Genomic DNA, 25750 nt, shown 5'->3' on the forward strand with positions numbered 1-25750 from the left:
TGGAAATAAAACCATTTTTATACATAAATATACAAAAATATAAAAAATATGGCTTCCGTTATATTGTTAAATGTTGTTTTAAAGGAGTTTAATAGAGTTGGATATTATTTATTTATGTATAAAAAATTGAATAGACTATTGAAGATATTGAGTGAATGAATGTTTTAATAGCCAGATTTTAAACTTTATATAGGCTAGTTGTTTGAATACTCAAAATAAACTTAGTAAAATAATGTTGAAATTAAAAACACTGGAGGCAATTCAAAATGACTCATATTCAATTAGATTATGGTAAAACTTTAGAATTTTTCGGCGAACATGAATTACAGCAACAAAAAGATATAGTTAAATCAATTCACAAAACAATTCATGAAGGAACTGGTGCTGGTAGTGACTTCCTTGGGTGGATTGATCTTCCTGTAGATTATGATAAAGAAGAATTCTCGCGTATTTTAGAAGCTTCAAAACGTGTCAAAGAACATTCAGAGGTGTTTGTAGTAATTGGTATTGGTGGTTCATACTTAGGTGCACGCGCAGCTATCGAAATGCTAACATCATCATTTAGAAATAGTGACGAATTCCCAGAAATCGTCTTTGTAGGTAATCATTTATCTTCTTCTTATACACAAGAATTAATCGATTATTTAGATGGTAAAGATTTCTCAGTAAATGTTATTTCTAAATCAGGTACTACGACTGAACCAGCAGTTTCATTCAGATTATTTAAACAACTACTAGAAAATAAATATGGTAAAGAAGAAGCGAAAAATCGTATCTTTGCAACAACAGATAAAGAAAAAGGTGCGTTAAAGCAACTTGCAACTAATGAAGGTTATGAAACATTTGTTGTGCCGGATGATATTGGTGGACGTTATTCAGTATTAACTGCAGTTGGTTTATTACCGATTGCTGTTGCAGGTATTGATATTAAAACAATGATGGAAGGTGCAGCAAAAGCACGTAAAGAATTGTCTTCAGAAGATCTAGAAGAAAATATTGCATATCAATATGCAACAATTCGTAACGTTTTATATGCAAAAGGTTATGACACAGAAATGTTGATTAACTATGAACCATCAATGCAATATTTTAATGAATGGTGGAAACAATTATTTGGTGAGTCAGAAGGTAAGGACTATAAGGGTATTTATCCTTCTAGTGCTAACTACACAACAGATTTACATTCACTTGGACAATATGTTCAAGAAGGTCGTCGTTTCTTATTTGAAACAGTTGTGAAAGTTAATAACCCTAAACATGATATTACTATCGAAGAAGACACTGATAATTTAGACGGTTTAAATTATTTAGCTGGTAAATCTATAGACGAAGTAAATACGAAAGCATTTGAAGGTACATTGTTAGCACATACTGATGGTGGTGTACCTAATATTGTTGTAAATATCCCTCGTTTAGACGAAGAAACATTCGGCTATATCGTTTACTTCTTTGAATTAGCATGTGCTATGAGCGGTTATCAATTAGGCGTTAATCCATTTAACCAGCCTGGAGTTGAAGCATATAAACAAAATATGTTTGCTTTATTAGGTAAACCAGGTTTTGAAGATAAAAAAGAAGAATTAGAAAAACGTTTATAATTCATCAACACACTGTTATAGAGCATATAATTAACTGATGTTAATTTTATATTTGAGGAGGCTGGGACAAATTAATTGTTTCAGCCTTAATCATTGTATTGGCAGTAATTTAAAGTCCCGCTACTTAATTAGTTGAGTTAGTGGGACTTATGCATGAGCATTAGCTCTCGTAAATCTTTTATTCCTTTTAATTCTAGTCATTTTTGCCGAGATGGGATGAAGAAATCTTTTAAATAAATTAGATTTCTTCGTCTAACTCGCTTTTCTTCTTATACATACGAACATTTTGCAAACTTATTAATTAAAGTAAATATTAGTGTGGTTATTATTTTTTTCATTTTCTTCAAAATTAGTGCTAATCGAAAGTATAAATAATCATTCGATGACGCCTTTAAAGTTATGTCGTTCTTAAGACTGATTTATATTATATTGAACGCTTTATAGTTTTAAAAAAGCAACTTTACACTTATAATTATAAAGAATAGTGATGACGAGGATGGATTTGATGACAGAGGAACAAGTACAGTATTGGTTTGATATATTTGGGAATTTAGGATACATCGCAGGATTTCTATTACCATTTATTGAGGCATTTATTCCTATTCTACCAATCATTGTGTTTGTAATCGTGAACGTTAATGCATTTGGTTGGTTCGTAGGTACTTTATTAGCTTGGCTAGGTACTGTAGTTGGAAGTTACATTGTATTTTTAATTTTTAGAAGGTTAACACATACAAAATATATGCAAAAAATTCAACAGCGGACATCAGTTCAGCGTTTAATACATTTTATTGATAGAAAAGGTGTCATCCCTATTTTTATCTTAATGTGTTTTCCATTCACACCAAGTGCACTAGTTAATATTGTGGCAAGTTTATCTCATATTAAAGCGCACGCTTATCTAATTGTACTAATAGCATCTAAATTTATAATGATTGGTCTTATTGGATGGTTAGGTAATGACATTACAACACTTTTCACTAATCCGATAAGGCTGATAACTATAGTGTTAGTGATTGCTATAGTGTGGTTCGTTGGTAGAAAACTAGAGAAACATTTTATGCATTCGTCAGAGGAGTGACAACTTGCGAAAATTATTAAAACATTTGATTTCCATTATATTTGCGATTATTATTGTACTATTGATTCAGGCATTTGTACTTACAGGATCAGTGATAAAAGACGATAAAATGGCCCCAAATCTAAAACAAGGTGATCGTGTTATTGTTAATAAAATAAAAACGACATTTAATTTTTTAGATAATAATGATATTATTATGTATCGTAACGGAAAAGAAATCCAGTTTAGTAGAATTATCGGAAAACCTGGGCAATCTATTTCATTTAAAAATGGTTCATTATATAGAGATGATAGGAAAGTAAATGAGCCGTATACAAAGAATAGCATTAATAACTTGTCACTTAGAAACCTTAAAGATTCTGAAAGTGATATTATTCCACCGAATGCTTATTTTGTACTTAATGATAATCGTGAAAATAAAAACGATTCAAGAACATTAGGTTTCGTCCATCAGAAAGATATCATTGGCAACACAAGCTTAAGATATTATCCGTTTGAAAATTTTACAGTGACTTTTAATTAAATAAACGAGGTGAAGGAATTGAGAAAAGAAATAGTAGAATGGATTGTGTCCATCGTTGTTGCAGTGGCCTTAGTATTGCTAATTGTTAACTTCGTAGGGAAATCATATACAGTTAAAGGGGACTCTATGGATCCTACATTAAAAGATGGGGAACGCGTTATTGTTAATTTAATTGGTCAACGATTTGGAGATGTTGAAAAAGGTAACGTTATTGTCTTCCATGCAACTAAGGATAATGATTATGTTAAACGTGTTATCGGTACAGCAGGGGATAACATTGAATATAAAGAAGATCAGTTATTTGTTAATGGTAAAAAAGTAGATGAACCTTATTTAGATTATAATGAAAAACATAAAGATTATAATTATATAACTGGTAGTTTTACAACAAAAGAGATGAACGAACAAACTGAAGGTTTAGATAAAGTAAAAGATAAAAATAAAATCCCAGAAGGTAAATTACTTGTATTGGGTGACAACCGTGAAGTAAGTAAAGATAGTCGTTCGTTTGGTTTAATTGACGAAGACCAAGTTGTTGGTAAAGTGTCGTTTAGTTTTTGGCCATTAAATGAAATGAAATTTGGATTTAATCCAGATACAAAGTATGAATAATAAAATATTGAGAGTAGGGCAATGAAATTTTATTAACTAAATAAGATTTCATTGCCCTAACTTATTATAAAATAAAAGGTTTAATGTTATGAATATACTTATATTTTAAAAGTACAATCATAATGCAAAAAACTAACGTAAAGAATATGTAAGAGGAGGCTGGGACAAATATAATAATTGTCTTAGCCTCAATTATTGTATTGGCAGTATGTTACTGGATAAAGAATTAAAGCCTTGTTACTCAATTTATTGAGTAAGTGGGATTTATGCATAGCCTTCATCTGAGGTGGAAAGACGAGATCTTTTTAAAGAAATTAGATTTTTATTCGACCATTTTCTAATATTCCATAAACTATTATTAATTAATCAAAATTACAGTAAAGACATATACTAATATATTCGACGTCTAAGGTGTCAGAATAGTTATACACAACCATATATATGTTAAAATATGAGTCAAAGGAGTTGGCGTAAATCATGGAATTAAATGCTTATATTGGCAGAGCAGGCACAGGGAAGTCAAAAGCAATAATTGAAGAAATTAAAACAAAAATGCGAGAAGATCCATTAGGCGATCCTATTGTCTTAATTGCGCCTACACAAAATACTTTTCAACTTGAGCAATCATTCGTAAATGATGAATCACTAAATGGTAGTTTGAGAACCGAAGTTTTACACTTTGAACGATTAAGTTATCGTGTATTTCAAGAAGTTGGTGGCTTGGTAGAACAACAATTATCTAAAGCAGGAACTGAAATGATGATTTATGACATCATACAGCAACATCAATCAGAATTGAAATTATACCGTTCTCAAGTTAAATATTATGGATTTAGTGAAAAGCTCTATGAACAAATACAAGATTTTAAAAAATATGCGGTAACACCGCAACAATTAAATGATTATATTTCAGAAAATGATTTACAAACAAGAACAAAACATAAGTTACAAGATATTGCACTGGTTTATAAACATTTAGAAGATAGAATTGACGGGACATATGTATCTACTGAAGATAGTTTGCAAAGATTCATCACGATGATGGAACAATCTGAATGGTTGAAACGAGCAGAAATCTATATTGATGGGTTTCATAACTTCTCGACATTAGAGTATCAAATTATCCGTAGTTTAGTTAAATACGCTAAAAAAGTTACGGTTGTATTAACAACTGATGGCGATAAAGATATGTTTAGTTTATTTAGAAAACCTTCGGAATCATTGACACATATAGAAGAAATTGCAAATAATCTCAACGTAGGATTACATACTAAGCGTTTTGATGAAGTGTACCGTTTTGAGAATTCTGACCTAGTCAATTTAGAGCGTAATTTTAATGCATTACAATTTGAACCTAGAGTGTCAAATGGTGATATAGCGATTTTAGAAGCTAGTGGGATGAGAGAGGAAATAAATGAAGTTGCTCGTCGTATTTTAAGAGAAACACGTGAAAAAGGATATAGGTTTCAAGACATCGCTATTTTATATAGAGATGAAGCCTATGCTTATCTCATGGAGTCGATTTTGCCGCAATTTGACATACCATATAACATCGATGTAAAGCCGTCAATGACACATCATCCTATTATGGAAATGATAAGATCATTGATAGAAGTAATACAAACCAATTGGAATTTCGATCCACTTATGCGGCTTTTTAAAACGGATATTCTGTCGAAGAAATTTAAGGATAGTCATTACTTAATAGATACATTAGAGAATTTTGTTTTAGAACGTGGTATTTATGGCAAACGTTGGTTGGATGAAAAATATTTTGATATTGAACAATTTAGAAAAATGGGTCTAAAACGACAGCCATTAACAGATGAAGAACGTGAGACTTTTGAACGCGTTATTCAGATGAAAACAGATGTCATCAATAAAGTGATGATTTTTGAAGAGCGTATGAATCATGCAACAACAGCTATTGAATTTGCAACTGCTTTCTATGAATCATTGGAAGCTTTCGACTTACCAAGCCAATTAATGACCGAACGTGATACGTTAGATTTTAACGGCCAACATAAAGACGCTGAAGAAATTGACCAGATATGGCATGGATTTATTCAAACACTGGATGACTTAGTCACTGTGTTTGGCGAGCAAACGATGTCTAAATCACGTTTTCTAGAATTGCTTGATATTGGTTTAGAACAGTTAGAGTTTGTAATGATTCCACAGAAACTTGATCAAGTAAGTGTTGGTACTATGGACTTAGCAAAAGTAGATAACAAACAGCACGTATATTTAGTAGGGGCAAATGATGGCGTTATACCGCAAACCGTTTCATCTTCAAGTTTAATTACGGACGAAGAGAAGAAATATTTTCAAGAACAATCCTCTATAGAATTAAGTCCTACGGCAGACATATTGCAAATGGATGAAGCATTTGTATGTTATATTGCGATGACGCGTAGCTGTAAGCAGGTTACATTTTCATACTCACTCATGGGTTCTGGCGGCGATCAAAAAGAACCGAGCCCATTTTTAAGTCAAATTCAACAATTATTTACTAATTTAGAAGTTCAAAATATACATCATCAACATCAAGCGCAACCACTCACTTTAATGGAACATCCGCATCAAACTAAAATTGCTTTGTTCGAATCGTTAAAGGCTTGGTTAGATGATGAAATTGTTGCAGAAACTTGGTTAGATACATATCAAGTAATGCGAGATGATGAAAGTTTAAATGATGGTTTAGATTACTTATTATCTGCTTTAACTTATGATAATGAAACGGTTCAATTAAGTGAATCTTTATCTAAAGAATTGTACGGTTCTACAATTAACGCAAGTGTGTCTAGATTTGAAGGTTATCAAGCTTGTCCCTTTAAACACTTTGCGTCACATGGTTTACGTTTAAACGAACGTACAAAATACAAATTGGAAAACTTTGATCTGGGAGATATTTTCCACCAAGTATTAAAATTCATCTCAGAAAAAGTGAATGGTGATTTTAAGAATCTAAATCCAAAACAAATTCATAAGCTAACAGTTGAAGCATTAAGTGAAATATTGCCTGAAGTACAATTTAACTTATTAAATTCAACAGCCTATTACCGTTATTTATCTCAACGTATTGGTGCAATTGTAGAAACGACTTTAACGGCATTAAAATATCAAGGTAACTATACTAAATTTACGCCACAACGATTTGAAGCTGGTTTTAGAAGAAAACCAAAAGATAATAGCGAATTATTAGCCAAACCATTATATACAAAACAAGGTATACCTATAAATATACGTGGACAGATTGATCGGATAGATACGTATAAAAATGGCGAAGAGAGTTTTGTAAATATTATTGACTATAAGTCATCTAAATATAGTGGAACTTTGGATTTAACAAAAGTTTATTACGGTATGCAAATGCAAATGATGACCTATATGGATATCGTACTTCAAAATAAATCACGTCTAGGATTAACAGACCTCACTAAACCTGGCGGGCTATTGTATTTCCATGTACATGAACCTCGTATTAAACTAGCATGGAACCAATTGTCGGAAGAAAAAAGAGACTCTGAATTCATTCAATCCTTCAAGTTAAGTGGCTTGCTAAATAGTGATGAATCAGTATTAGATGCTTTTGATAGTAGATTGGAGCCAAGTTATAATTCTGATATTGTACCCTTAGGTTTGAAAAAAGATGGCGCTATTAAAAGTAATAGTAAGGTTGCAGACGAAGATACTATTTACAAATTAATTCATCATAATAAACAAAACTTTATTGAAACGGCATCAAATATTATGGATGGACATACAGAAGTAGCGCCGATGAAATATAATCAGACGTTACCATGTGACTTTTGTAGTTATAAATCAGTCTGCCATGTAGACGGTATGATAGATAGTAAACGTTATCGTACAGTTGACGAGTCTATTGATCCATTAGAAGAAGTGCAGAATGTGATTGTAGAAAGTGAGGACGATGGAAAATGAGTCAAATACCAGTGAAACCTGAAAATACGAGGTGGACAGATAACCAATGGAAGAGTATTTATGCAAAGGGACAAGATATACTTGTTGCAGCTGCTGCAGGTTCTGGTAAAACTGCCGTACTAGTAGAGCGCATTATACAACGTATTATTAAAGATAAAATTGATGTTGATAAACTCCTAGTTGTCACATTTACGAATGCAAGTGCGAGAGAAATGAAACACCGCGTAGACCAAAGAATTCAAGAAGCTTCAAATGAGGACCCAAATAACACACATTTAAAAAATCAGCGAGTAAAGATACATCAAGCGCAGATATCTACGTTACATAGTTTTTGTTTGAAATTAATTCAACACCACTATGATGTGCTTGATATCGATCCTAATTTTAGAACGAGCAGTGAAGCTGAAAATATATTGCTACTTGAACAGACAATAGATGAAGTATTAGAAAAACATTACGACCAGCTAGATTCTAACTTTATTGATTTAACGGAACAATTATCATCTGATCGTAATGATAATCAACTACGTAACACAGTTAAAGAAATGTTTTATTTTAGCGTGGCGAACCCAAACCCAATGGCTTGGTTGGAGCAGTTATCAGCACCATATGATGATGTTACAAAGCAAGATGACTTATTAAAGTTATTAAGTGATTTAGCTATGGTCTTTATGAATTCTGCATTGGAAGCGCTGAATAAAAGCTATGATTTATTCATGATGCTAGAAGAAGTGGATAAACAAGTTGAGGTCTTAGAAAAAGAGCGTCGTTTTATTGCCCAAGCGATGGAAGGCGGTATATTAAATACACAAGTTATCGCCGATCATCAGTTTGAAGCACGTTTTCCAGCTAAGAATAAAAAAATAAAAGAAGCCAATGAGATGATGCTAGATGCATACGATGATGGTAAAAAACATTACGATCAATACAAAGCATTGGTAACTAAAGTACAAGAAGATTATTTTTCGCGTAATGCTGAAGATTTAAAATTGGATATGCAGCGTTTAGCGCCTAGAGTAGCATATTTAGCACAAGTAACAGCAGATGTGATTGAGTTATTTAATCAAAAGAAACGTAGCAGAAATTTACTTGATTTTTCGGATTATGAACATTTTGCATTGCGGGTATTGATGAATGAAGATGGTGCCCCATCAGACATCGCTGATATGTATCGCAATCAATTCGAAGAAATACTTGTGGATGAATACCAAGACACCAACCGTGTACAAGAGCAAATTATTGCATGTATTAAACGAGGTAGTGAGGCAGATGGGAATTTATTTATGGTAGGCGATGTAAAGCAGTCTATTTATAAATTTAGACAAGCGGACCCCAGTTTATTCATAGGAAAGTATAACCGTTTTACATTAGATGGTTCAGAGAATGGTATGCGCATAGATTTATCACAAAATTTCCGTTCTAGAAAAGAAGTCTTGACTACAACGAACTATTTATTTAAGCATATGATGGATGAAGCGGTTGGAGAAATTGTATATGATGATGCTGCACAACTTTATTACGGCGCACCTTTCGATAATGAGCCGCATGACGTTCAGATGAATATGTTAGTTGAAGATGCTTCTTCGGACTTAAATGGTTCGGAACAAGAAGCAGAATATATTGTTCAACAAGTAGAAAAAATTATGTCAGAGCATGAAATTTATGATATGAAAACTGAGCAGTATCGAAAACCTAGTTATAAAGATATCGTTATTTTGGAACGTTCTTATGGACAGGCACGTAAGATACAACAAGCGTTTAAGGATCATAACATTCCTTTTCATGTTAATAGTAAAGAGGGATACTTTGAACAGACTGAAGTACAACTTATATTGTCTTTTTTAAGAACAGTAGATAACCCACTACAAGATATTTATTTAGTTGGACTCATGCGTTCTGTGATTTACCAGTTTACTGAGGATGAATTATCAAATATCAGGGTGTTTAGTCCCAATGATGATTATTTTTATCAATCGATACAGCATTATATAGCAAATGATGTGGCTAATAAAAAATTAGTCGCTAAACTAGAAGCTTTCTTGAAAGATATTGAAATATATCAACGTTATAGCCAAAGTCATCCTGTCTATCAACTAATCGATAAGTTTTATAATGACCATTATGTTATTCAATATTTTAGTGGCATTGTCGGTGGTAAAGGAAGACGTGCAAATTTGTACGGGTTATTTAATAAAGCGGTAGAATTTGAAAATTCTAGTTTCCGTGGGTTGTATCAATTTATCCGTTTTATAGATGAATTAATAGAACGAGGTAAAGACTTTGGTGAAGAAAATATTGTTGGTCCAAATGATGACGTTGTACGAATGATGACGATTCATAGTAGTAAAGGATTAGAATTCCCATTCGTAATTTATTCAGGACTATCGAGACGTTTTAGAAGAGATGATTTGCACAGACCAGTAATTTTAAATCAAAGTTATGGTTTAGGTATGACGTACTATGACATTGATAGTCACTTATCTTATCCATCATTATCATCTGTTACGTATAAGGCGATAGCAGAAAAAGAAATGGTTTCAGAAGAAATGAGGTTAATATATGTTGCGTTGACACGCGCTAAAGAACAATTATTTTTAATAGGTCGCGTAAAAGATGAAAAAGAACTAACTCAGTTTGAACAGGTATCAATTTCAGAGACGCATTTACCAGTTAGCTACCGTTTAACAGCGCAACGACCGATTGATATGATTTATCCTATATTGGCTAAATATCAATCTACTTCACTGCCAAAAGAATTGCGTTTTGAAGCAACAATCAATGACATTGATGATTCGATGACGCCTTTTGTCCAGCTAAAAACAGACTTTTATGAAGATATTGCGTCAGAAATTGTTATAGCCGAAAGTGAGCAACGTACACTTACAGATATACAAACGACTCAGACTGGTAATGATGAGCTCAAGTCACAGATTCATGAACAATTAAGTTTCAATTACCCACATCAATTAGCTATTGAAAAACCATCAAAACAATCCGTCTCAGAATTGAAACGACAACTCGAGACTGAGCAAGCTGACACAAATTACGATAGAGTTAGACAATATCGAATTGGCTCAGCTTCCTACGAAAGACCAGGGTTTTTAAGTCATAATACGAAACGGAAAGCGAATGAAATTGGAACTCTTATGCATACGGTAATGCAACATTTGCCGTTCAGAAAGGAAGGGCTATCTCATAGTGACGTGGATACATTTATCAATCAGTTGATAGATAAACATATTATTGATCAAGATGCTAAAAAAGATATCCGATTTGAAGATGTTTACCAGTTTATTGAAAGTGAACTTTATACAACGATTGCTATGAGTGACCGTATATATCGTGAATTACCATTTGTAGTCAATCAAGCTAAAGTAGACCGTATTGAAAATATGGAAGCAGATGCTTCTATAATTCAAGGAATGATTGACCTTATCTTTGAAAAAGATGGACAATATTACTTTGTGGATTATAAAACAGATGCATTTAATAGACGCCGTGATATGTCGGATGAAGCAATAGGTGCACAACTAAGAGAACGCTATAAAATACAAATGGAATACTATCGAAATACATTAGAAACTATCTTAAAAACAAATGTTAAAGGTTATTTATATTTCTTTAAATTTGGGCAACTTTCTATTGATGAATAAACAAAACTATAAGGGGTGCTTGTTGTGTCATCGCAGCAGAGGTTACATGAAATAGATGCATTACGTGGATTAAGTTTGTTAGGTATTATTTTAATGAATATATTAGTTTTTAGTTTTCCTTATGAGGAAAGTATGTTGGGTGATGTTGTGCATGGATTTGATGCTGTATTATTGCACGTAATTACCTTATTAATAATTGGTTCTTTTTATCCTATTTTTACATTCCTATTTGGCTATGGATTGAGTATTATGTATGACAATAGTCAGTTAAAAGGAATTAACTATTACCCAATAATATTTAGAAGATTGTTCTTTCTTATGTTTATGGGTTTGTTACATGGGTTCTTTGTATTTTCAGGAGATATCTTATTTGGCTATGCGTTTACAGGAGCAATAGCAGTGTTATTTATTAAAGTCAAAGCCAAGCGTTTAATAAAAGCAGCAATCATCTTATTTATCTTAAAAATGTTACTGCTAGTTATACCGTTTGTAGTATATTCCTTAATAAATAATCCATATAGTCAACATAATTTTAGTGGTGTGTCTTTATCTAAATTAATAGAAATTAAACAACAAGGGCATTTTACTGAATTTCTTAAAATAAATGCGCTAGAAAATTTATACAATGTATTAGATGTGGTGATGGGGTCTGCTTATCTTGAATTTTTACCATACATTCTTTTAGGCATAGCTGCACAAAAATTAAATTTAGTTAAAAAAATTCAACTTCAAAAACAAAGCGCCATTAAATGGGGCATTTTATGCCTAATTATTGGATATGTTGTTAAAATGCCATATGCGCTAGATTTTTCAAATAGCGCATACCAAAATATCAATATTGTTGGTGGACCAATTGTTGCTGCAGGTTATATATTGATTTTTATTGCTATGTACCAAAGTTTGCGTATTGCAAACTTGCTCCAAGTATTTACTTATCCAGGTAAACTGAGTTTATCTGTTTATTTAACGCAGAGCGTTGTTTTGTCGATAATATTTTTAGGTATAGGGTTAGGCTTATATAACCAATTGCCACTATATCAATCTTATATCATTGCTTTACTTGTTTATGGCATACAACTAGTTGGTTGTTATTTTTATTTAAAACACTTTAAAATGGGACCTTTTGAATGGGTATGGCGAAAAATCACATACCTAAAATAAATTACCCCCTTACACTGGTTGTATTTATTTACTATAAAATTATGTTTAAATGGTAAAATGTATATACTGCTTTGAATTTGTAATCCAACAAGGCTTGCAACATGAAAAATACGTTCTCACTAAGTATATATTAATTTTTGAAAGCGCTAGTTATTTATTTGTTATTTCGGGGTAAATATAGTTATAATATGTAATAAGATATAGATGAGGAGCTGATATTGAATGAAATTCCTATCATTCAGACATGAAGGACAGACATCTTATGGTGTGAAAGTTAAACGTGAAGAGGCTGCATGGGACTTAAAAAAAGTTTTTGCAGATTTTGCTGAAGGCGAATTTCACCCGAAAACATTATTAAACGGACTTCAACAAAATCAAGTTGTCGATTTTCAAGAACAAGTTCGTAAAGCTGTAGTTGCAGCAGAAGATAGTGGTAAAGGTGACGACTATAAAGTGCTATTTAGTGAAATAGAGTTCTTACCACCTGTGACGCCAACAAATAATGTAATTGCATTTGGACGCAATTATCAAGATCATGCTAGTGAATTAAATCATGAAGTACAACGTTTATATGTATTTACAAAAGCTGCTTCATCATTAACTGGTGATAATAGCACGATTCCAAACCATAAAGATATTACTGATCAGTTAGATTATGAAGGTGAACTTGGTATTGTAATTGGTAAATCTGGTGAAAAAATTCCTAAAGGTTTAGCGTTAGATTACGTATATGGTTATACAATTATTAATGATATTACCGACCGTAAAGCGCAAAATGAACAAGACCAAGCATTCTTATCTAAAAGTTTAACTGGTGGTTGCCCAATAGGTCCTTATATTGTGACAAAAGATGAATTACCTACACCAGAAGATGTGAACATCGTTACGAAAGTAAATAATGAAATCCGTCAAGATGGTAACACAGGTCAAATGATTCTTAAAATAGATGAATTGATAGAAGAAATTTCTAAATTTGTGGCATTACACCCAGGTGATATAATCGCAACTGGTACACCAGCAGGCGTTGGTGCAGGCATGAATCCACCTAAATTTTTACAACCAGGTGATGAGGTTAAAGTTACAATCGATAATATCGGAACATTAACTAATTTTATTGCTGACAAATAAAAATATTAAGATATTAAAAAGTGCGGGTATACGTATCAAATTTAAAATTTTGATTTGTATCCCGCTTTTTTTTCCTAATCATTAGTAGATTAATATAGAATTCTTTTTGAAAAATGAAGTGATTTTAAGTATGATAAGGTAAGTAATCTTTTGATTTTATAATTAAAAGACTACAATATACTTCTGTTTTATATACTTTTGAAGTGAAAAACGTGTGTGGGGGTTATATTTTATGTTACATATGCATATAGCAAGTTGGGCATTATTAATTATTTTATTCTTTGCGGCTTACTTTAACTTTTCTGAAAAACAAGGCGCTTCACCTTATTTTAAACCGATTCATATGGTTTTAAGATTATTTATGTTGCTTGTGTTAATTTCAGGTTTTTGGGTTTGGATTCAATCATTCTCATCTGATAATGCAGGTGGACATATGTTACTGACATTGAAAATGATTTGCGGTGTAGCAGTCGTTGCATTGATGGAAGTGACAATTACTAAACGTAAAAAAGGTCAACCAAGTCATAGTTTATTATGGACTACTATTGTAGTTATCATCTTGACTATCATTATTGGTATTATTTTACCGATGGGACCAATTACACAAATGTTTGGTTTGTAAGTTATATAAAAGAGGCTACGACTTCATTGTCATAGCCTCTTTTGTTGTTTTGCCGGTAGATAAGTTTGTTTAAACTAAAAGGTATTATAGTGTAAGATAACAAGCGTTAACATAAAGTATTAAAATTGCGCTGAAACTTTCTCATTTAATCTATAGAAATGTATCAATATGTGGCTCTAACAGATGCCATAGTTCATCACTTAACTCATCAATAGAGCAGGGTCTAGAGTGCTCTATCCACCATATAATAACACCTACAATTGCCGAACCTAAAAATTGTAACGCTATTTCATTATCTTTTTGTTTTATGTTTTGCATAAATTTTTCAGAAAGCGTTTGTCTTAATATATTTAAATCAGATTTTTGTATTAATTGTTTCAAGATCACATATTGTTTATCTATAGCTATGAGTATTTCGCGCATATTTGTTTTACCATCTTGTTGAAGGTTCATTGTACGTTCGCATTTTTCAATTGCTTCAGCTAATATAAAATCTAATGATTGATTAAGTATGTCGTATTTATCTAAAAAGTTTAAATAAATCGTTCCTCTATTGATATTAGAAGCTTCGGCAATATCTTTCATAGATATTTTAGCAATGTCCTTTTTTTGCATTAGTTTTATAAAATTTTCGATAATAAGTTGACGTGATTTTTCCTTTCTTTTATCCATAACTATTCCTCATTTATCAACGATTTTTGAAATCTGTACAATAAGCATCAATATACTTGTTTTGTTTATTGAGTTTAACTTTTTATAATAATAAGTTCAAGTTAATGAACAAATGTTCATTAAAAGGAGGACGCATATGGATATTCTTATTTATGGCGCTGGTGTACAAGGGCAATATTTAGCATATGTATTAAATCAACCTGAAAATAACATAACATTATTAGCTAGAGGTCAAAATTATAATCACTTAAATAACAGAGGGGTTGTGTTGAATCATTATTTACAAAATAAAAGAACTACAGATCACTTTAACTATGTAAGTAATTTAGGGAAGAATGATAACTATGATGTTATCTTTGTAACAATGAAGTATTCAGATTTTTACTCAGTTGTACCTTCATTAGCTCAAAATATAAGCACCAATATTATTTTTATAGGTAATAACACTAATCCTCATAAACTTCGTCAAACAGTAATCCAGCAATCAATTACATCTAAAAATATATCTTTTGGGTTTTTAATGACTGGAGGTAACAGAACGGATAGTGAAACCACTGTTATTCGATTTAATGCAGGGGAATTAAAAGTAAGCAACCTTAATGGAGTAATACCATTTCATAATAAACTTGATGAAATTTTTAAAAATTCATCTATAAAATTAACTTACGAAACAAAATTTGAAGATTGGTTAATGTCACATGCAGCAATGATAATACCTCTAAATACTGGGTTATCACTGAAAAATAAATACAAAGGAAATCAAAAGCAACTTATCAGTAATATCATTAGGTCATATAATGAATTACATTTATTAATTGAACATAGTAACTATAACATTACACCAAAATTACAGTCGATTCTGTTTAAAAAATTTAAATATATTGCCTATCCACTGTTAAAATTAATTATTAACATCAAAATGATGAACCAAATTCAAGGTTCAAATTCAGAAGTTAACACTTTATACGAAGATATAAAGTTATTAAATAAGCAAACGGCATTAACAACTAACCATTTAGATGATTTGATTAAAGAATCGATATAATTAAGTTGAATTGTATTATAATTATTAATTTTTTAGGTATGATTACTAAGTTAATATCATTATTGTAATTGTTAAAATATATAGTAAAGAAAACTTGAAATCTTTTTATAAGAAAGAAGAGGATTTTATAAAAAGATTCAGTTTTATAGAAGTCTAAATCTTAAACCATTAATAAAATAAGTGATAAGGCTTTAATATAAATAATAAAATCGATGATTTCTACTTAATTTTAGTGTAGAAATCATCGATATTTTTATGTTTTCCAAACACAGATTATTTTTATTTATTCCTAGCTTTATAGCCAATCATATTAATAATATCTTTTGGTCTGCTATATGGAGGGGCATAAGCGACTTCAAATTCTGTCAGTTCATCAATTGTTAATTTTTGCATCATTGCCATTGATAAGATGTCAATGCGTTTATCTACACCTTTTTCTCCAACTGCGGCTGCACGAATAATGCGTCTGTTAGATTTATCAAAGTAAACACGTAAGTGTAATTTTTTATTTCCAGGGTAATATCCTGCATGTTCGCCTTGGTTAGCTTCAACTATTCCGTAATCAAAATGTTCTAATTCTTGCGGTGATACGCCTACACTAGCAAAAGTATAATCAAAGAATTTAACAATATTTGAACCTAAAAAGCCTTTGAATTTCACTTTAGGGTTACCTGCTAGTTGTTCAGCAATAATACTTGCACCACGATGTGCACCCCAAGCAAGCGGAACGTGTGCGGTTAAATCAACGTGTCTATAATGTGAAGTTATGATATCACCAAGTGCATATATATTTGGCACATTAGTCTGAAATTGGTCATTAACAGGAATATAACCTTTGTTATCTAAAGTGATACTAGATGATTTAATAAAGCCTGAATTTGGTTTTACGCCTACACCTTCAATAATTAAATCAAAAGCTTCTACATTACCAGAAGAGAAATATACTTCGTTACCATCTACTTTTGTTATTTCTTCATTAAAGCGATAAGTGATATGACGTTTATCCATTTCATCAATAATAGATTGGTTCATGTCTTGATCCATTAATTTATTGATATGCGTTGAGCGATGGATTAGAGTAGGTACGATACCACGTTCATATAGATTATCTAAAATTTCTAAACCTATATAACCCGTGCCCACAACTAGTGCTTTTTTAACTTGATGTTGTTCAATAAAAGCTTCAATTGCATCTGTATCTTCCATATTTCTTAAAGTAAATGCTATTGGACTATTTAAGTTCAACGAATTTGCACTACATCCAGGGCTTAATATTAAAGTATCATAATGTTCTTCAAACGAAGTATTATTCACGTAATCGTAAACGGTAATTGTCTGTGAATCATCGTTTATAGATGTCACTTCATGATACGTTTTTACAATTATATTTTTAGAATCATAAAAAGCTTCTGGCGTTGCTTCAAGCACTTTGTCGCGTGAATCAACGACATTGCCTAAATAGTAAGGTAACGCACAGTTAGCGAAACTCATATCACGGTCTTTTTCGAAAACAACAATTTCGCTTTCTTGATCCAATCTTCTGATTTGACTAGCCACAGTTGCGCCTCCAGCAACTGCACCAACAACTACAATTTTATTCATACTGAAAGGCCTCCTCAAATTAAAATCTCGAATTAAATTTGAGATTTTATAGTTTCTTCATAAGGCATATTTAATTGGAAATAATCATTTAAATATCGTCCAATACCATCTTCATTATTAGAATATGTAACTTGGTTTGCAACGTGTTTAAGTTCATCCAATCCATTATCCATGGCAATACCGTATTTAGCATATTTAATCATTTCTAAATCATTATCTTCATCGCCGAATGCAATAATATGATTTCTATCGATTTCTAAATGAGATTTTACGTAATCTATACCGCGTGCCTTGCTAATCCCTTGTTTAACAATTTCAATGACTGGAAATGGTGAACCCCATCTACGGTGTTCAATATTTTCTGCATAAAAGCGTGTTAACATTTGTTTGACTCTAGGGATCATGAACTCTTCCGCCTCAACTAAAATTGAGGTAGGGGATTCAGTTAATGAAGTAAGTAAATCTCCAGTCTCTACTTTTGGATTACCCATTGAAAACCCATCAAATAACCTTTGATCATAGTTATTAATAAATACGTAGTCTTTAACTTCGGCAATAATATTAGATACACCATAATCATTTAAACTTTTTATAATGCTTTTCGATAAATCTAAATCTAATACATCGTGTTTAATTTCGAATTGATCATCCTTAGGATGATGTACAAATGCGCCATTAAAGTTCACGACTGGTGTATCCATATTCAGTTCATGATAATAAATTTGGCTAGCTCTATATGGTCTACCAGTGGCAATCATTAATTTGTGCCCTTGTTTTTGTAATTTAGTTAATACTTCTTTTGTATAAGGTGTGATTTCTTTTTCATCATTTAAAAGAGTTCCGTCTAAATCTAGACAAATTAAATAAGGTTCCATTGAATTCTCCTTAATGTTTAATAATTGACGTATGAATATCATAGCATTTTATTGGAGTTTTGTAAGATATTTGATATATTGTTAGTATGATTAATTACGAAGAGGTGAAATGTATGGATGAAGGATTAAAAGATAGCATATTGAATGCTTTAGAAATGGTTATTGACCCTGAGTTAGGTATCGATATCGTTAACTTAGGTTTAATATATAATGTAGATGTAAATGACGAAGGTTTATGTACTGTAGAAATGACATTAACATCTATGGGTTGTCCAATGGGACCTCAAATTGTAAACCAAGTTAAAATGGTATTAGCAGAAATTCCAGAGATTTCAGATACAGAAGTAAACATCGTTTGGAGTCCGCCATGGGGTAAAGAAATGATGTCTCGTTACGCTAAAATTGCTTTAGGTATCGGTTAAAACAAAATAAATAGTAACTAAAGAATAGTCTAATGTACTTATCGTACATTGGGCTATTTTTTTGTTAAAATTATTAAAATACTAACCATTTAAAAATATAATTTTTCTATAGTGCAATTCATTAAAATAATTGCAGTAATATTACAGAAGTATTACAATGATTGAGTGAATGATAACGATAATAGCGAAATATTTTAATTGGGGATGAAAGAATGAATAGAAATGAGCAATAATTTAAATAAGCAGTTAAAGTATAGTACGCGTTATATGCCAGGTTTAGATGGATTACGAGCAATTGCGGTCATAGGCATCATCATCTATCACTTAAACAAACAATGGTTGACTGGCGGTTTTTTAGGTGTGGATACATTTTTTGTGATTTCTGGTTATTTGATAACTAGCTTATTACTTTTTGAATATGAATCTACAGGTATTATTAATTTAAAACAGTTTTGGTTAAGGCGAGTTAAACGATTAATTCCAGCTATGTCAGTACTTGTGATGGTTGTTACGGTAGCTACATTAATACTTAAACCTGATGAAATAGTAAATATTAAACAAGATGCTTTCGCAGCTGTTTTTTATGTGTCAAATTGGTGGTACATTGCATCGGATGTTAATTATTTCGAACAGTTTGCTTTTATGCCATTAAAACATTTATGGTCACTTGCAATTGAAGAGCAATTCTATATTATTTTTCCCACTGTCTTAATTTTTTTACTACTTACAATAAAGAAATACCGAAATGTGACTTTGATATTGTGGATAGTTTCACTAATTTCTTTATTAACAATGGTTATTATTGCCCAATCACAAACAGGGCATTCACGTGTCTATTTTGGGACTGATACCCGGTTACAGACAATGTTATTAGGTGTAATATTTGCATTTGTTTGGCCTCCGTTTAAATTAAAAAAAAATCCCAATCATTTATTGAGAACTATCATCGATAGTATAGGTGTGGTTGGAATTGCACTTTTATTAATCCTTTTCTTAAAAGTGAATGATAATAGTAATTGGATATATAATGGTGGTTTTTATTTAATTTCAGGATTGACGTTACTAGTAATTATTAGTGCGGTACATCCTTCTGGTTATTTTGCCAAAATACTAGGTAATCCATTATTTGTATACATAGGGAAACGATCTTATAGTTTATATTTATGGCATTTCCCTGTAATCAGCTTTGTACATTCATATTATGTAGATGGCCAATTACCTTTTTATATTTACGCAGTAGATATCATTTTAACCATTGTCTTGGCAGAGTTGTCATATCGTTATATAGAGACACCGTTTAGAAAACGAGGAATAAAAGTATTTAATATCTCACGTTTAAATAAACAGGCAGTGATTAGAACTATCGTCTTAATTTTATTTTTAATTCCTACTATGTTTGTCTTTGCAGGAAGCTTTGATAAACTAGGTGAAAATGACATAAACCATAAAGCAACTTCATATAATACAGATGAAATAGATAAATATTTAGTTAGACCAATTCCAGTTAATGACGTTAACTTTTTAGGAGATTCCAATTTTAAAAAGGAGAAAGATAATGAAGTATATGCAGATTTGAAACCATTATTAATTGGAGATTCTATAATGGTGGATATTGGAGAAACCTTTAAGATGCGAGTACCTCATGCTAATATTGATGGAAAAGTTGGTAGAAATTTATACGAAGCGAGTCCATTAGTTGATCAAAAATATCAAAATTATAACCAAAAGTCAGATCAAGTTATCTTAGAGTTAGGAACAAACGGCGATTTTTCTAAAGAACAATTAAATGAATTAATTAAAAAGTTCGGTGATGCGCAAGTGTATTTAGTAAATACAAGAGTGCCTAGAAGTTATGAATCTCATGTTAATAAATTGATGGCTGATGCTGCCAAAAAATATGATAATGTTACTCTAATTGACTGGTATAAACATTCAGAAAGCCATACAGAATATTTTGCACCAGATGGTATCCATTTAGAAGCAAAAGGTGTAAAAGCACTAACGGATGAAATATTAAAGCATATTACCAAAAAATCTAAATAGATTAAACAACATAATAATGTTTGAGTTCTTGTTTCAATTAAAATCTAAAATTGTAGAAAAAAGATCGCATGTAAATGTCAATGATATTATAAATCAAATTAAAGTTTAGAACTTAAAAATGTATGCTAAGAAAGCACTTGTTTTCTTAGCATACATTTTTTTATAATTTAACTATTTTAAGAGGGGCGCACAGTGACTTCGTTAACATTAACATGCTTTGGTTGAGAAATAGCATAGGATACAGCGTTAGCAATATCTTTAGGTTCTAATTTTTTTCTGTTTTCTTCAAAGGGGCTTTTCGAACTGAGTTCCGTTTCCACCATACCTGGCGATACATTTGTTACACGTACACCTGTATTAGCTAGTTCTTTTTCTAAACCAATAGAAATAGCGCGCACAGAGAATTTTGTAGCACAATAAACAGATAAACGTTCAATAACTTCAAATCCTGAATCGGAACAAATATTGACGATATGACCTTTTTGATTATTGACCATATTTCCAACTACCGAATTAACACCATAAAGCAAACCTTTAATATTTATATCAATCATATCTTCCCAATCAGATACCGAACCATCTAAGACCCTACTAGAACCCATTTTCCCGGCATTATTAACAAGAACATCAACGGTTTCAAAACGCGTTTCGGCTTGTTTAACTACAAATTCTATTTCTTTTTTATTAGAAACATCTGCTTGTACCGTAAGTAATGTAGAGTCGTTATTTAATTCGGAAGCTAAACTATTTAATTTATCCTGGTTTCTAGCTACAGCTACTACATTCATATTCATTTGTAGTAATTTCTTTGTGATGGCTTTACCTATACCACTCGTCGCACCTGTCACTAATGCAGTCTTATACATTGAATTTTGATCCATATTATAATCTCCTTTGGTTAACAGTATAAAGGGTCTCTATTTTCCTCTATAAATATAAAAAATAGAATTAATCATAGTGAGATTCATTAATCTATATTTAATCTTAATATTTTCTGTCTTCTTTGTTAATCGGATAATCATTTGCACTCATATCTCTTCTAGTCATGAGGCCATTTTTATTAAATTCCCAATGTTCATTGCCATGTGTTCGCATCCATTGATTTGATTCTGCGTCACGCCACTCATATTCAAATCGGACAGAAATAAGATTATCTGTGTAACACCATAATTCTTTCATTAATTTATAATCAAGTTCTTTATTCCATTTTCTATATAAAAAAGATTTGATTGCTTCACGTCCTTCAAAAAATTCAGTACGATTTCTCCATTTTGAGTCTTCCGTATAAGCAAGACAAACTTTTTCTGGATTTCGTGTATTCCATGCATCTTGAGCTATCTTTACTTTTTCTAACGCTGTCTGCTTATTAAAAGGTGGTATTGGTTTTTTAATTTCTGGTTCCATGTAAGCACACTCCCTTATAATGACTATTTACAATAATCGTAACATAATTCTAAGAACTATTATTGTGTTTATTTAGTTAATCAATACGAAAATGCTAGTTGAGTTTTATTATTTATTAATAATAAATGTATGTTTTATTCTATGTTAAGCAGGCAAAATATAAGGTGTAGTAAGCTTTCAAGTCTCATGAAAAGAATATAAAAAAGCGTCCTTTATTGTTGATTAATTTAATAGGAAGTATTATAATATATTTAAGGTCAAAGAAAGTCAAAGTCAAACTTAAAGACGCTTGATCAAATACTAAATGGTGAGGTGAATCATTTTGGATATTAATCAAATGACCTATGCAGTTCAAGGAGCTTTACAAAAAGCAGTTGAATTAGCAAAAGCACATGAAAACCAAAATATAGAAATTGAAGCTGTCTTAAAAGCAGCGCTTGAAGAAAACGAAAGTTTATTTAAAAGTGTTCTAGAAAGAGCTAATATTGATACTGAATATTTAAATAGCGCATATACTAATAAATTAAAAAACTATCCAACTGTACAAGGAGATAATATTCAATACGGACAATATATCAGTCCCAAAGCAAATGAATTATTCAATAGTGCAGAATCATATATGAAATCATATGAAGATGAATACATTTCTATGGAACATATCATATTAGCTGCAATGGACATTGATGATACAACAAAACAATACGTAGATAATAAAAAAGAGATTATCGTAGAGATTATTAAAAAAATAAGAGGAGGAAACCATGTGACAACACAAAATCCAGAAGCAAATTATGAAGCTTTAGAAAAATATGGTAGAGATTTAGTTGAAGAAGTACGCCAAGGTAATATGGATCCAGTAATTGGACGGGATGAAGAAATAAGAAATACTGTGAGAATTTTAAGTAGAAAAACAAAAAATAATCCTGTGCTTATTGGAGAACCAGGTGTAGGTAAAACAGCTATCGTTGAAGGTTTGGCACAGAGAATTGTTAGAAAAGACGTACCAGAGTCGCTATTAGATAAAACAATATTTGAATTAGACTTAAGTGCACTTGTTGCAGGTGCAAAATATCGTGGTGAATTTGAAGAGCGACTAAAAGCAGTATTGAAAGAAGTAAAAGATTCAGATGGTAGAATCATACTATTTATAGATGAAATTCATATGCTTGTAGGCGCTGGTAAAACAGAGGGTGCAATGGATGCCGGAAATATGTTGAAACCAATGCTTGCAAGAGGTGAATTACACTGTATTGGGGCTACTACCCTAAATGAATATAGAGAATATATTGAAAAAGATTCAGCTTTAGAACGTCGTTTCCAAAAAGTGAATGTATCGGAACCAGATGTAGAAGACACAATTTCTATTTTGCGTGGTTTAAAAGAGCGTTATGAAGTGTATCATGGTGTACGTATACAAGATAAAGCATTAGTAGCTGCTGCAGAGCTTTCAGACCGTTATATCACAGATCGCTTTTTACCAGATAAAGCAATCGATTTAGTGGACCAAGCATGTGCGACAATTAGAACAGAAATGGGTTCTAATCCAACAGAATTAGATCAAGTTAATCGTCGTGTAATGCAATTAGAAATCGAAGAAAGTGCTTTAAAAAATGAATCAGATAATGCAAGTAAACAGCGTTTACAAGAATTACAACAAGAATTATCTAATGAAAAAGAAAAACAAAACGCAATTCAATCTCGTGTTGAAGAAGAAAAAGAAAAAATTGCGAAATTACAAGAAAAACGCACGGAATTGGATGAAAATAGAAAAGCACTAGAAGATGCTGAAAATAATTATAACTTAGAAAGAGCAGCTGAATTGCAACATGGTACAATTCCAGAATTAGAAAAAGAGTTACGCGAATTAGAAGACGCATTTCAAAATGAACAAAATGGCGATAATGAACGTATCATTCGTGAAATTGTTTCTGATGAAGAAATTGGAGATATCGTTAGTTCATGGACAGGTATTCCAGTTTCAAAACTTGTTGAAACTGAAAGAGAGAAACTATTAAGCCTTTCAGATATACTACATGAACGTGTTGTGGGGCAAGATAAAGCAGTAGATTTAGTTTCTGACGCTGTTGTAAGAGCACGCGCAGGAATTAAAGACCCTAACAGACCTATTGGTAGTTTCTTATTCTTAGGTCCTACAGGTGTAGGTAAAACAGAATTAGCTAAATCATTAGCGTCTACGTTATTTGACTCTGAAAAACATATGATTCGTATTGATATGAGTGAGTATATGGAAAAACATTCTGTCTCTCGTCTTATTGGTGCGCCTCCAGGTTATGTCGGACATGACGAAGGGGGACAATTAACTGAAGCGGTTCGCCGTAATCCATATTCTGTAATTTTATTAGATGAAATTGAAAAAGCTCACGGCGACGTGTTTAACGTGTTATTACAAATACTTGAAGAAGGTCGCTTAACGGATTCTAAAGGACGAGAAGTAGACTTTAAAAATACAATTATTATTATGACTAGTAATATAGGTTCACAAATTTTATTAGAAAATGTAAAAGATACTGGTGTGATTACTGAAACAACAGAAAAAGCTGTTATGAACAGTTTAAATCAATACTTTAAACCTGAAATTATCAACCGTATGGACGATATTGTTTTATTCAAACCACTATCTATTAATGACATGAGTTTAATCGTTGATAAAATACTAACAGAACTAAATATTAGATTAATGGGTCAACGTATTTCAATCAACGTCACAGATGACGCGAAGGCTTGGTTAGGTGAAGAAGCTTATGAACCGCAGTTTGGTGCAAGACCATTAAAACGTTTCATCCAAAGACAAATTGAAACGCCACTTGCACGTAAAATGATAAGAGAAAACTTACCTGAAGGCACAACTATTGATATAGGATTAACTGATGATGGCTTAACATTTTCTGAAAACAAACCAGAAATAGTTTAACAACCATGATTAATAGCAAGTAATTTTAATTAATAAAATAATTTTATTTGGGAACGCGTATTAGAAAACAAAGTAGACAATTGTTTTCTGACGTGTTCCCATTTTTTATATTAAAAAACAAGTCCAAGACATTTATATGCCTCGGACTTATTTAATGATATAGTTATCTTTGACGGGGTTAGACAATGGAATTATCCGATTGCTGTCTTACCCTGTATTTAGTGTTGTTCTTTGGTATCATGCTTTTTAGGTTTAATAACCATATCAAATAAAACAATAATAATGGTAAAAGCAATCGCTCCAAAAATCGGTGTTACATAGTTAAGTGTACCGCCACCATTCAAGCTATTAAGTACGAAATTAATCATTTGTAATAAAACAATAGACCAAAATAAAACTGCGAGGTATTTCATTATGTAATGCCTCCAATAT

The 25750-nt window shown here is 31.5% G+C and carries 19 protein-coding genes; 13 read left to right on the forward strand and 6 right to left on the reverse strand.

Going from position 1 to position 25750, the window contains the following annotated elements; translation table 11 throughout:
• Nucleotides 1-266: 266 nt before the first annotated feature.
• From J5E45_RS11855 to J5E45_RS11895, 9 genes are all read left to right on the forward strand, one after another.
• Nucleotides 267-1598, forward strand: a complete 1332-nt coding sequence (locus J5E45_RS11855; RefSeq protein WP_039067805.1) for a glucose-6-phosphate isomerase — start codon at nucleotides 267-269, stop codon at nucleotides 1596-1598.
• 505 nt (nucleotides 1599-2103) lie between these two features.
• Complete coding sequence (locus J5E45_RS11860) at nucleotides 2104-2679, forward strand: TVP38/TMEM64 family protein (RefSeq protein WP_039067804.1); 576 nt, start codon at nucleotides 2104-2106, stop codon at nucleotides 2677-2679.
• A 4-nt stretch (nucleotides 2680-2683) separates the two neighbouring features.
• Nucleotides 2684-3202 (forward strand): signal peptidase I, encoded by a 519-nt coding sequence (lepB, locus tag J5E45_RS11865; protein ID WP_039067803.1) that lies wholly within the window; start codon nucleotides 2684-2686, stop codon nucleotides 3200-3202.
• An 18-nt stretch (nucleotides 3203-3220) separates the two neighbouring features.
• Nucleotides 3221-3814: a signal peptidase I gene (gene lepB / locus J5E45_RS11870; protein ID WP_039067801.1), complete on the forward strand. Its 594-nt coding sequence runs from the start codon at nucleotides 3221-3223 to the stop codon at nucleotides 3812-3814.
• Nucleotides 3815-4291: 477 nt separating this feature from the next.
• Nucleotides 4292-7759, forward strand: coding sequence for a helicase-exonuclease AddAB subunit AddB (gene addB / locus J5E45_RS11875; RefSeq protein ID WP_208182268.1), 3468 nt, complete (start codon nucleotides 4292-4294; stop codon nucleotides 7757-7759).
• Nucleotides 7756-11412 (forward strand): helicase-exonuclease AddAB subunit AddA, encoded by a 3657-nt coding sequence (addA, locus tag J5E45_RS11880; protein ID WP_069792457.1) that lies wholly within the window; start codon nucleotides 7756-7758, stop codon nucleotides 11410-11412. Before addB ends, addA begins: the two co-directional genes overlap by 4 nt.
• 24 nt (nucleotides 11413-11436) lie before the next feature.
• On the forward strand, nucleotides 11437-12573 hold the full coding sequence (locus tag J5E45_RS11885) for a DUF418 domain-containing protein (RefSeq protein ID WP_039067795.1): 1137 nt from the start codon (nucleotides 11437-11439) through the stop codon (nucleotides 12571-12573).
• A gap of 222 nt (nucleotides 12574-12795) precedes the next feature.
• On the forward strand, nucleotides 12796-13701 hold the full coding sequence (locus tag J5E45_RS11890; protein WP_039067793.1) for a fumarylacetoacetate hydrolase family protein: 906 nt from the start codon (nucleotides 12796-12798) through the stop codon (nucleotides 13699-13701).
• Between the two features lie 232 nt (nucleotides 13702-13933).
• Nucleotides 13934-14323, forward strand: a complete 390-nt coding sequence (locus tag J5E45_RS11895) for a YisL family protein (protein WP_039067792.1) — start codon at nucleotides 13934-13936, stop codon at nucleotides 14321-14323.
• Nucleotides 14324-14473: 150 nt separating this feature from the next.
• Here J5E45_RS11895 and J5E45_RS11900 read toward each other — a convergent pair whose 3' ends face one another.
• A complete protein-coding gene (locus J5E45_RS11900) occupies nucleotides 14474-14995 on the reverse strand; it encodes a TetR/AcrR family transcriptional regulator (RefSeq protein ID WP_069792456.1) in 522 nt (173 codons plus the stop codon).
• Nucleotides 14996-15131: 136 nt separating this feature from the next.
• On the opposite strand from J5E45_RS11900, the gene J5E45_RS11905 reads away from it, so the two are divergent.
• Nucleotides 15132-16040: a ketopantoate reductase family protein gene (locus tag J5E45_RS11905; protein WP_069792455.1), complete on the forward strand. Its 909-nt coding sequence runs from the start codon at nucleotides 15132-15134 to the stop codon at nucleotides 16038-16040.
• A gap of 279 nt (nucleotides 16041-16319) precedes the next feature.
• On the opposite strand, the gene J5E45_RS11910 is transcribed toward J5E45_RS11905, so the two are convergent.
• Both J5E45_RS11910 and J5E45_RS11915 read right to left on the reverse strand, forming a co-directional pair.
• The gene (locus J5E45_RS11910; RefSeq protein WP_039067789.1) at nucleotides 16320-17642 is read right to left on the reverse strand and encodes a CoA-disulfide reductase; all 1323 of its coding nucleotides are present in this window, start codon (nucleotides 17640-17642) and stop codon (nucleotides 16320-16322) included.
• Between the two features lie 32 nt (nucleotides 17643-17674).
• Nucleotides 17675-18517: a Cof-type HAD-IIB family hydrolase gene (locus J5E45_RS11915; protein WP_069792453.1), complete on the reverse strand. Its 843-nt coding sequence runs from the start codon at nucleotides 18515-18517 to the stop codon at nucleotides 17675-17677.
• 113 nt (nucleotides 18518-18630) lie between these two features.
• On the opposite strand from J5E45_RS11915, the gene J5E45_RS11920 reads away from it, so the two are divergent.
• Both J5E45_RS11920 and J5E45_RS11925 read left to right on the forward strand, forming a co-directional pair.
• On the forward strand, nucleotides 18631-18939 hold the full coding sequence (locus J5E45_RS11920; protein WP_039067787.1) for a metal-sulfur cluster assembly factor: 309 nt from the start codon (nucleotides 18631-18633) through the stop codon (nucleotides 18937-18939).
• A gap of 222 nt (nucleotides 18940-19161) precedes the next feature.
• Nucleotides 19162-20982, forward strand: a complete 1821-nt coding sequence (locus J5E45_RS11925) for an acyltransferase family protein (RefSeq protein WP_208182269.1) — start codon at nucleotides 19162-19164, stop codon at nucleotides 20980-20982.
• Nucleotides 20983-21158: 176 nt separating this feature from the next.
• On the opposite strand, the gene J5E45_RS11930 is transcribed toward J5E45_RS11925, so the two are convergent.
• A complete protein-coding gene (locus J5E45_RS11930; RefSeq protein ID WP_039067784.1) occupies nucleotides 21159-21863 on the reverse strand; it encodes an SDR family oxidoreductase in 705 nt (234 codons plus the stop codon).
• 103 nt (nucleotides 21864-21966) lie between these two features.
• A complete protein-coding gene (locus tag J5E45_RS11935; protein WP_208182271.1) occupies nucleotides 21967-22386 on the reverse strand; it encodes a nuclear transport factor 2 family protein in 420 nt (139 codons plus the stop codon).
• Between the two features lie 322 nt (nucleotides 22387-22708).
• On the opposite strand from J5E45_RS11935, the gene clpB reads away from it, so the two are divergent.
• Nucleotides 22709-25318, forward strand: coding sequence for an ATP-dependent chaperone ClpB (gene clpB, locus J5E45_RS11940; protein ID WP_039067781.1), 2610 nt, complete (start codon nucleotides 22709-22711; stop codon nucleotides 25316-25318).
• 218 nt (nucleotides 25319-25536) lie between these two features.
• Here clpB and J5E45_RS11945 read toward each other — a convergent pair whose 3' ends face one another.
• On the reverse strand, nucleotides 25537-25731 hold the full coding sequence (locus tag J5E45_RS11945; protein ID WP_039067779.1) for a YjzD family protein: 195 nt from the start codon (nucleotides 25729-25731) through the stop codon (nucleotides 25537-25539).
• Nucleotides 25732-25750: the final 19 nt, after the last annotated feature.

The organism is Staphylococcus shinii (genome assembly GCF_017583065.1).
Classification (GTDB): domain Bacteria; phylum Bacillota; class Bacilli; order Staphylococcales; family Staphylococcaceae; genus Staphylococcus; species Staphylococcus shinii.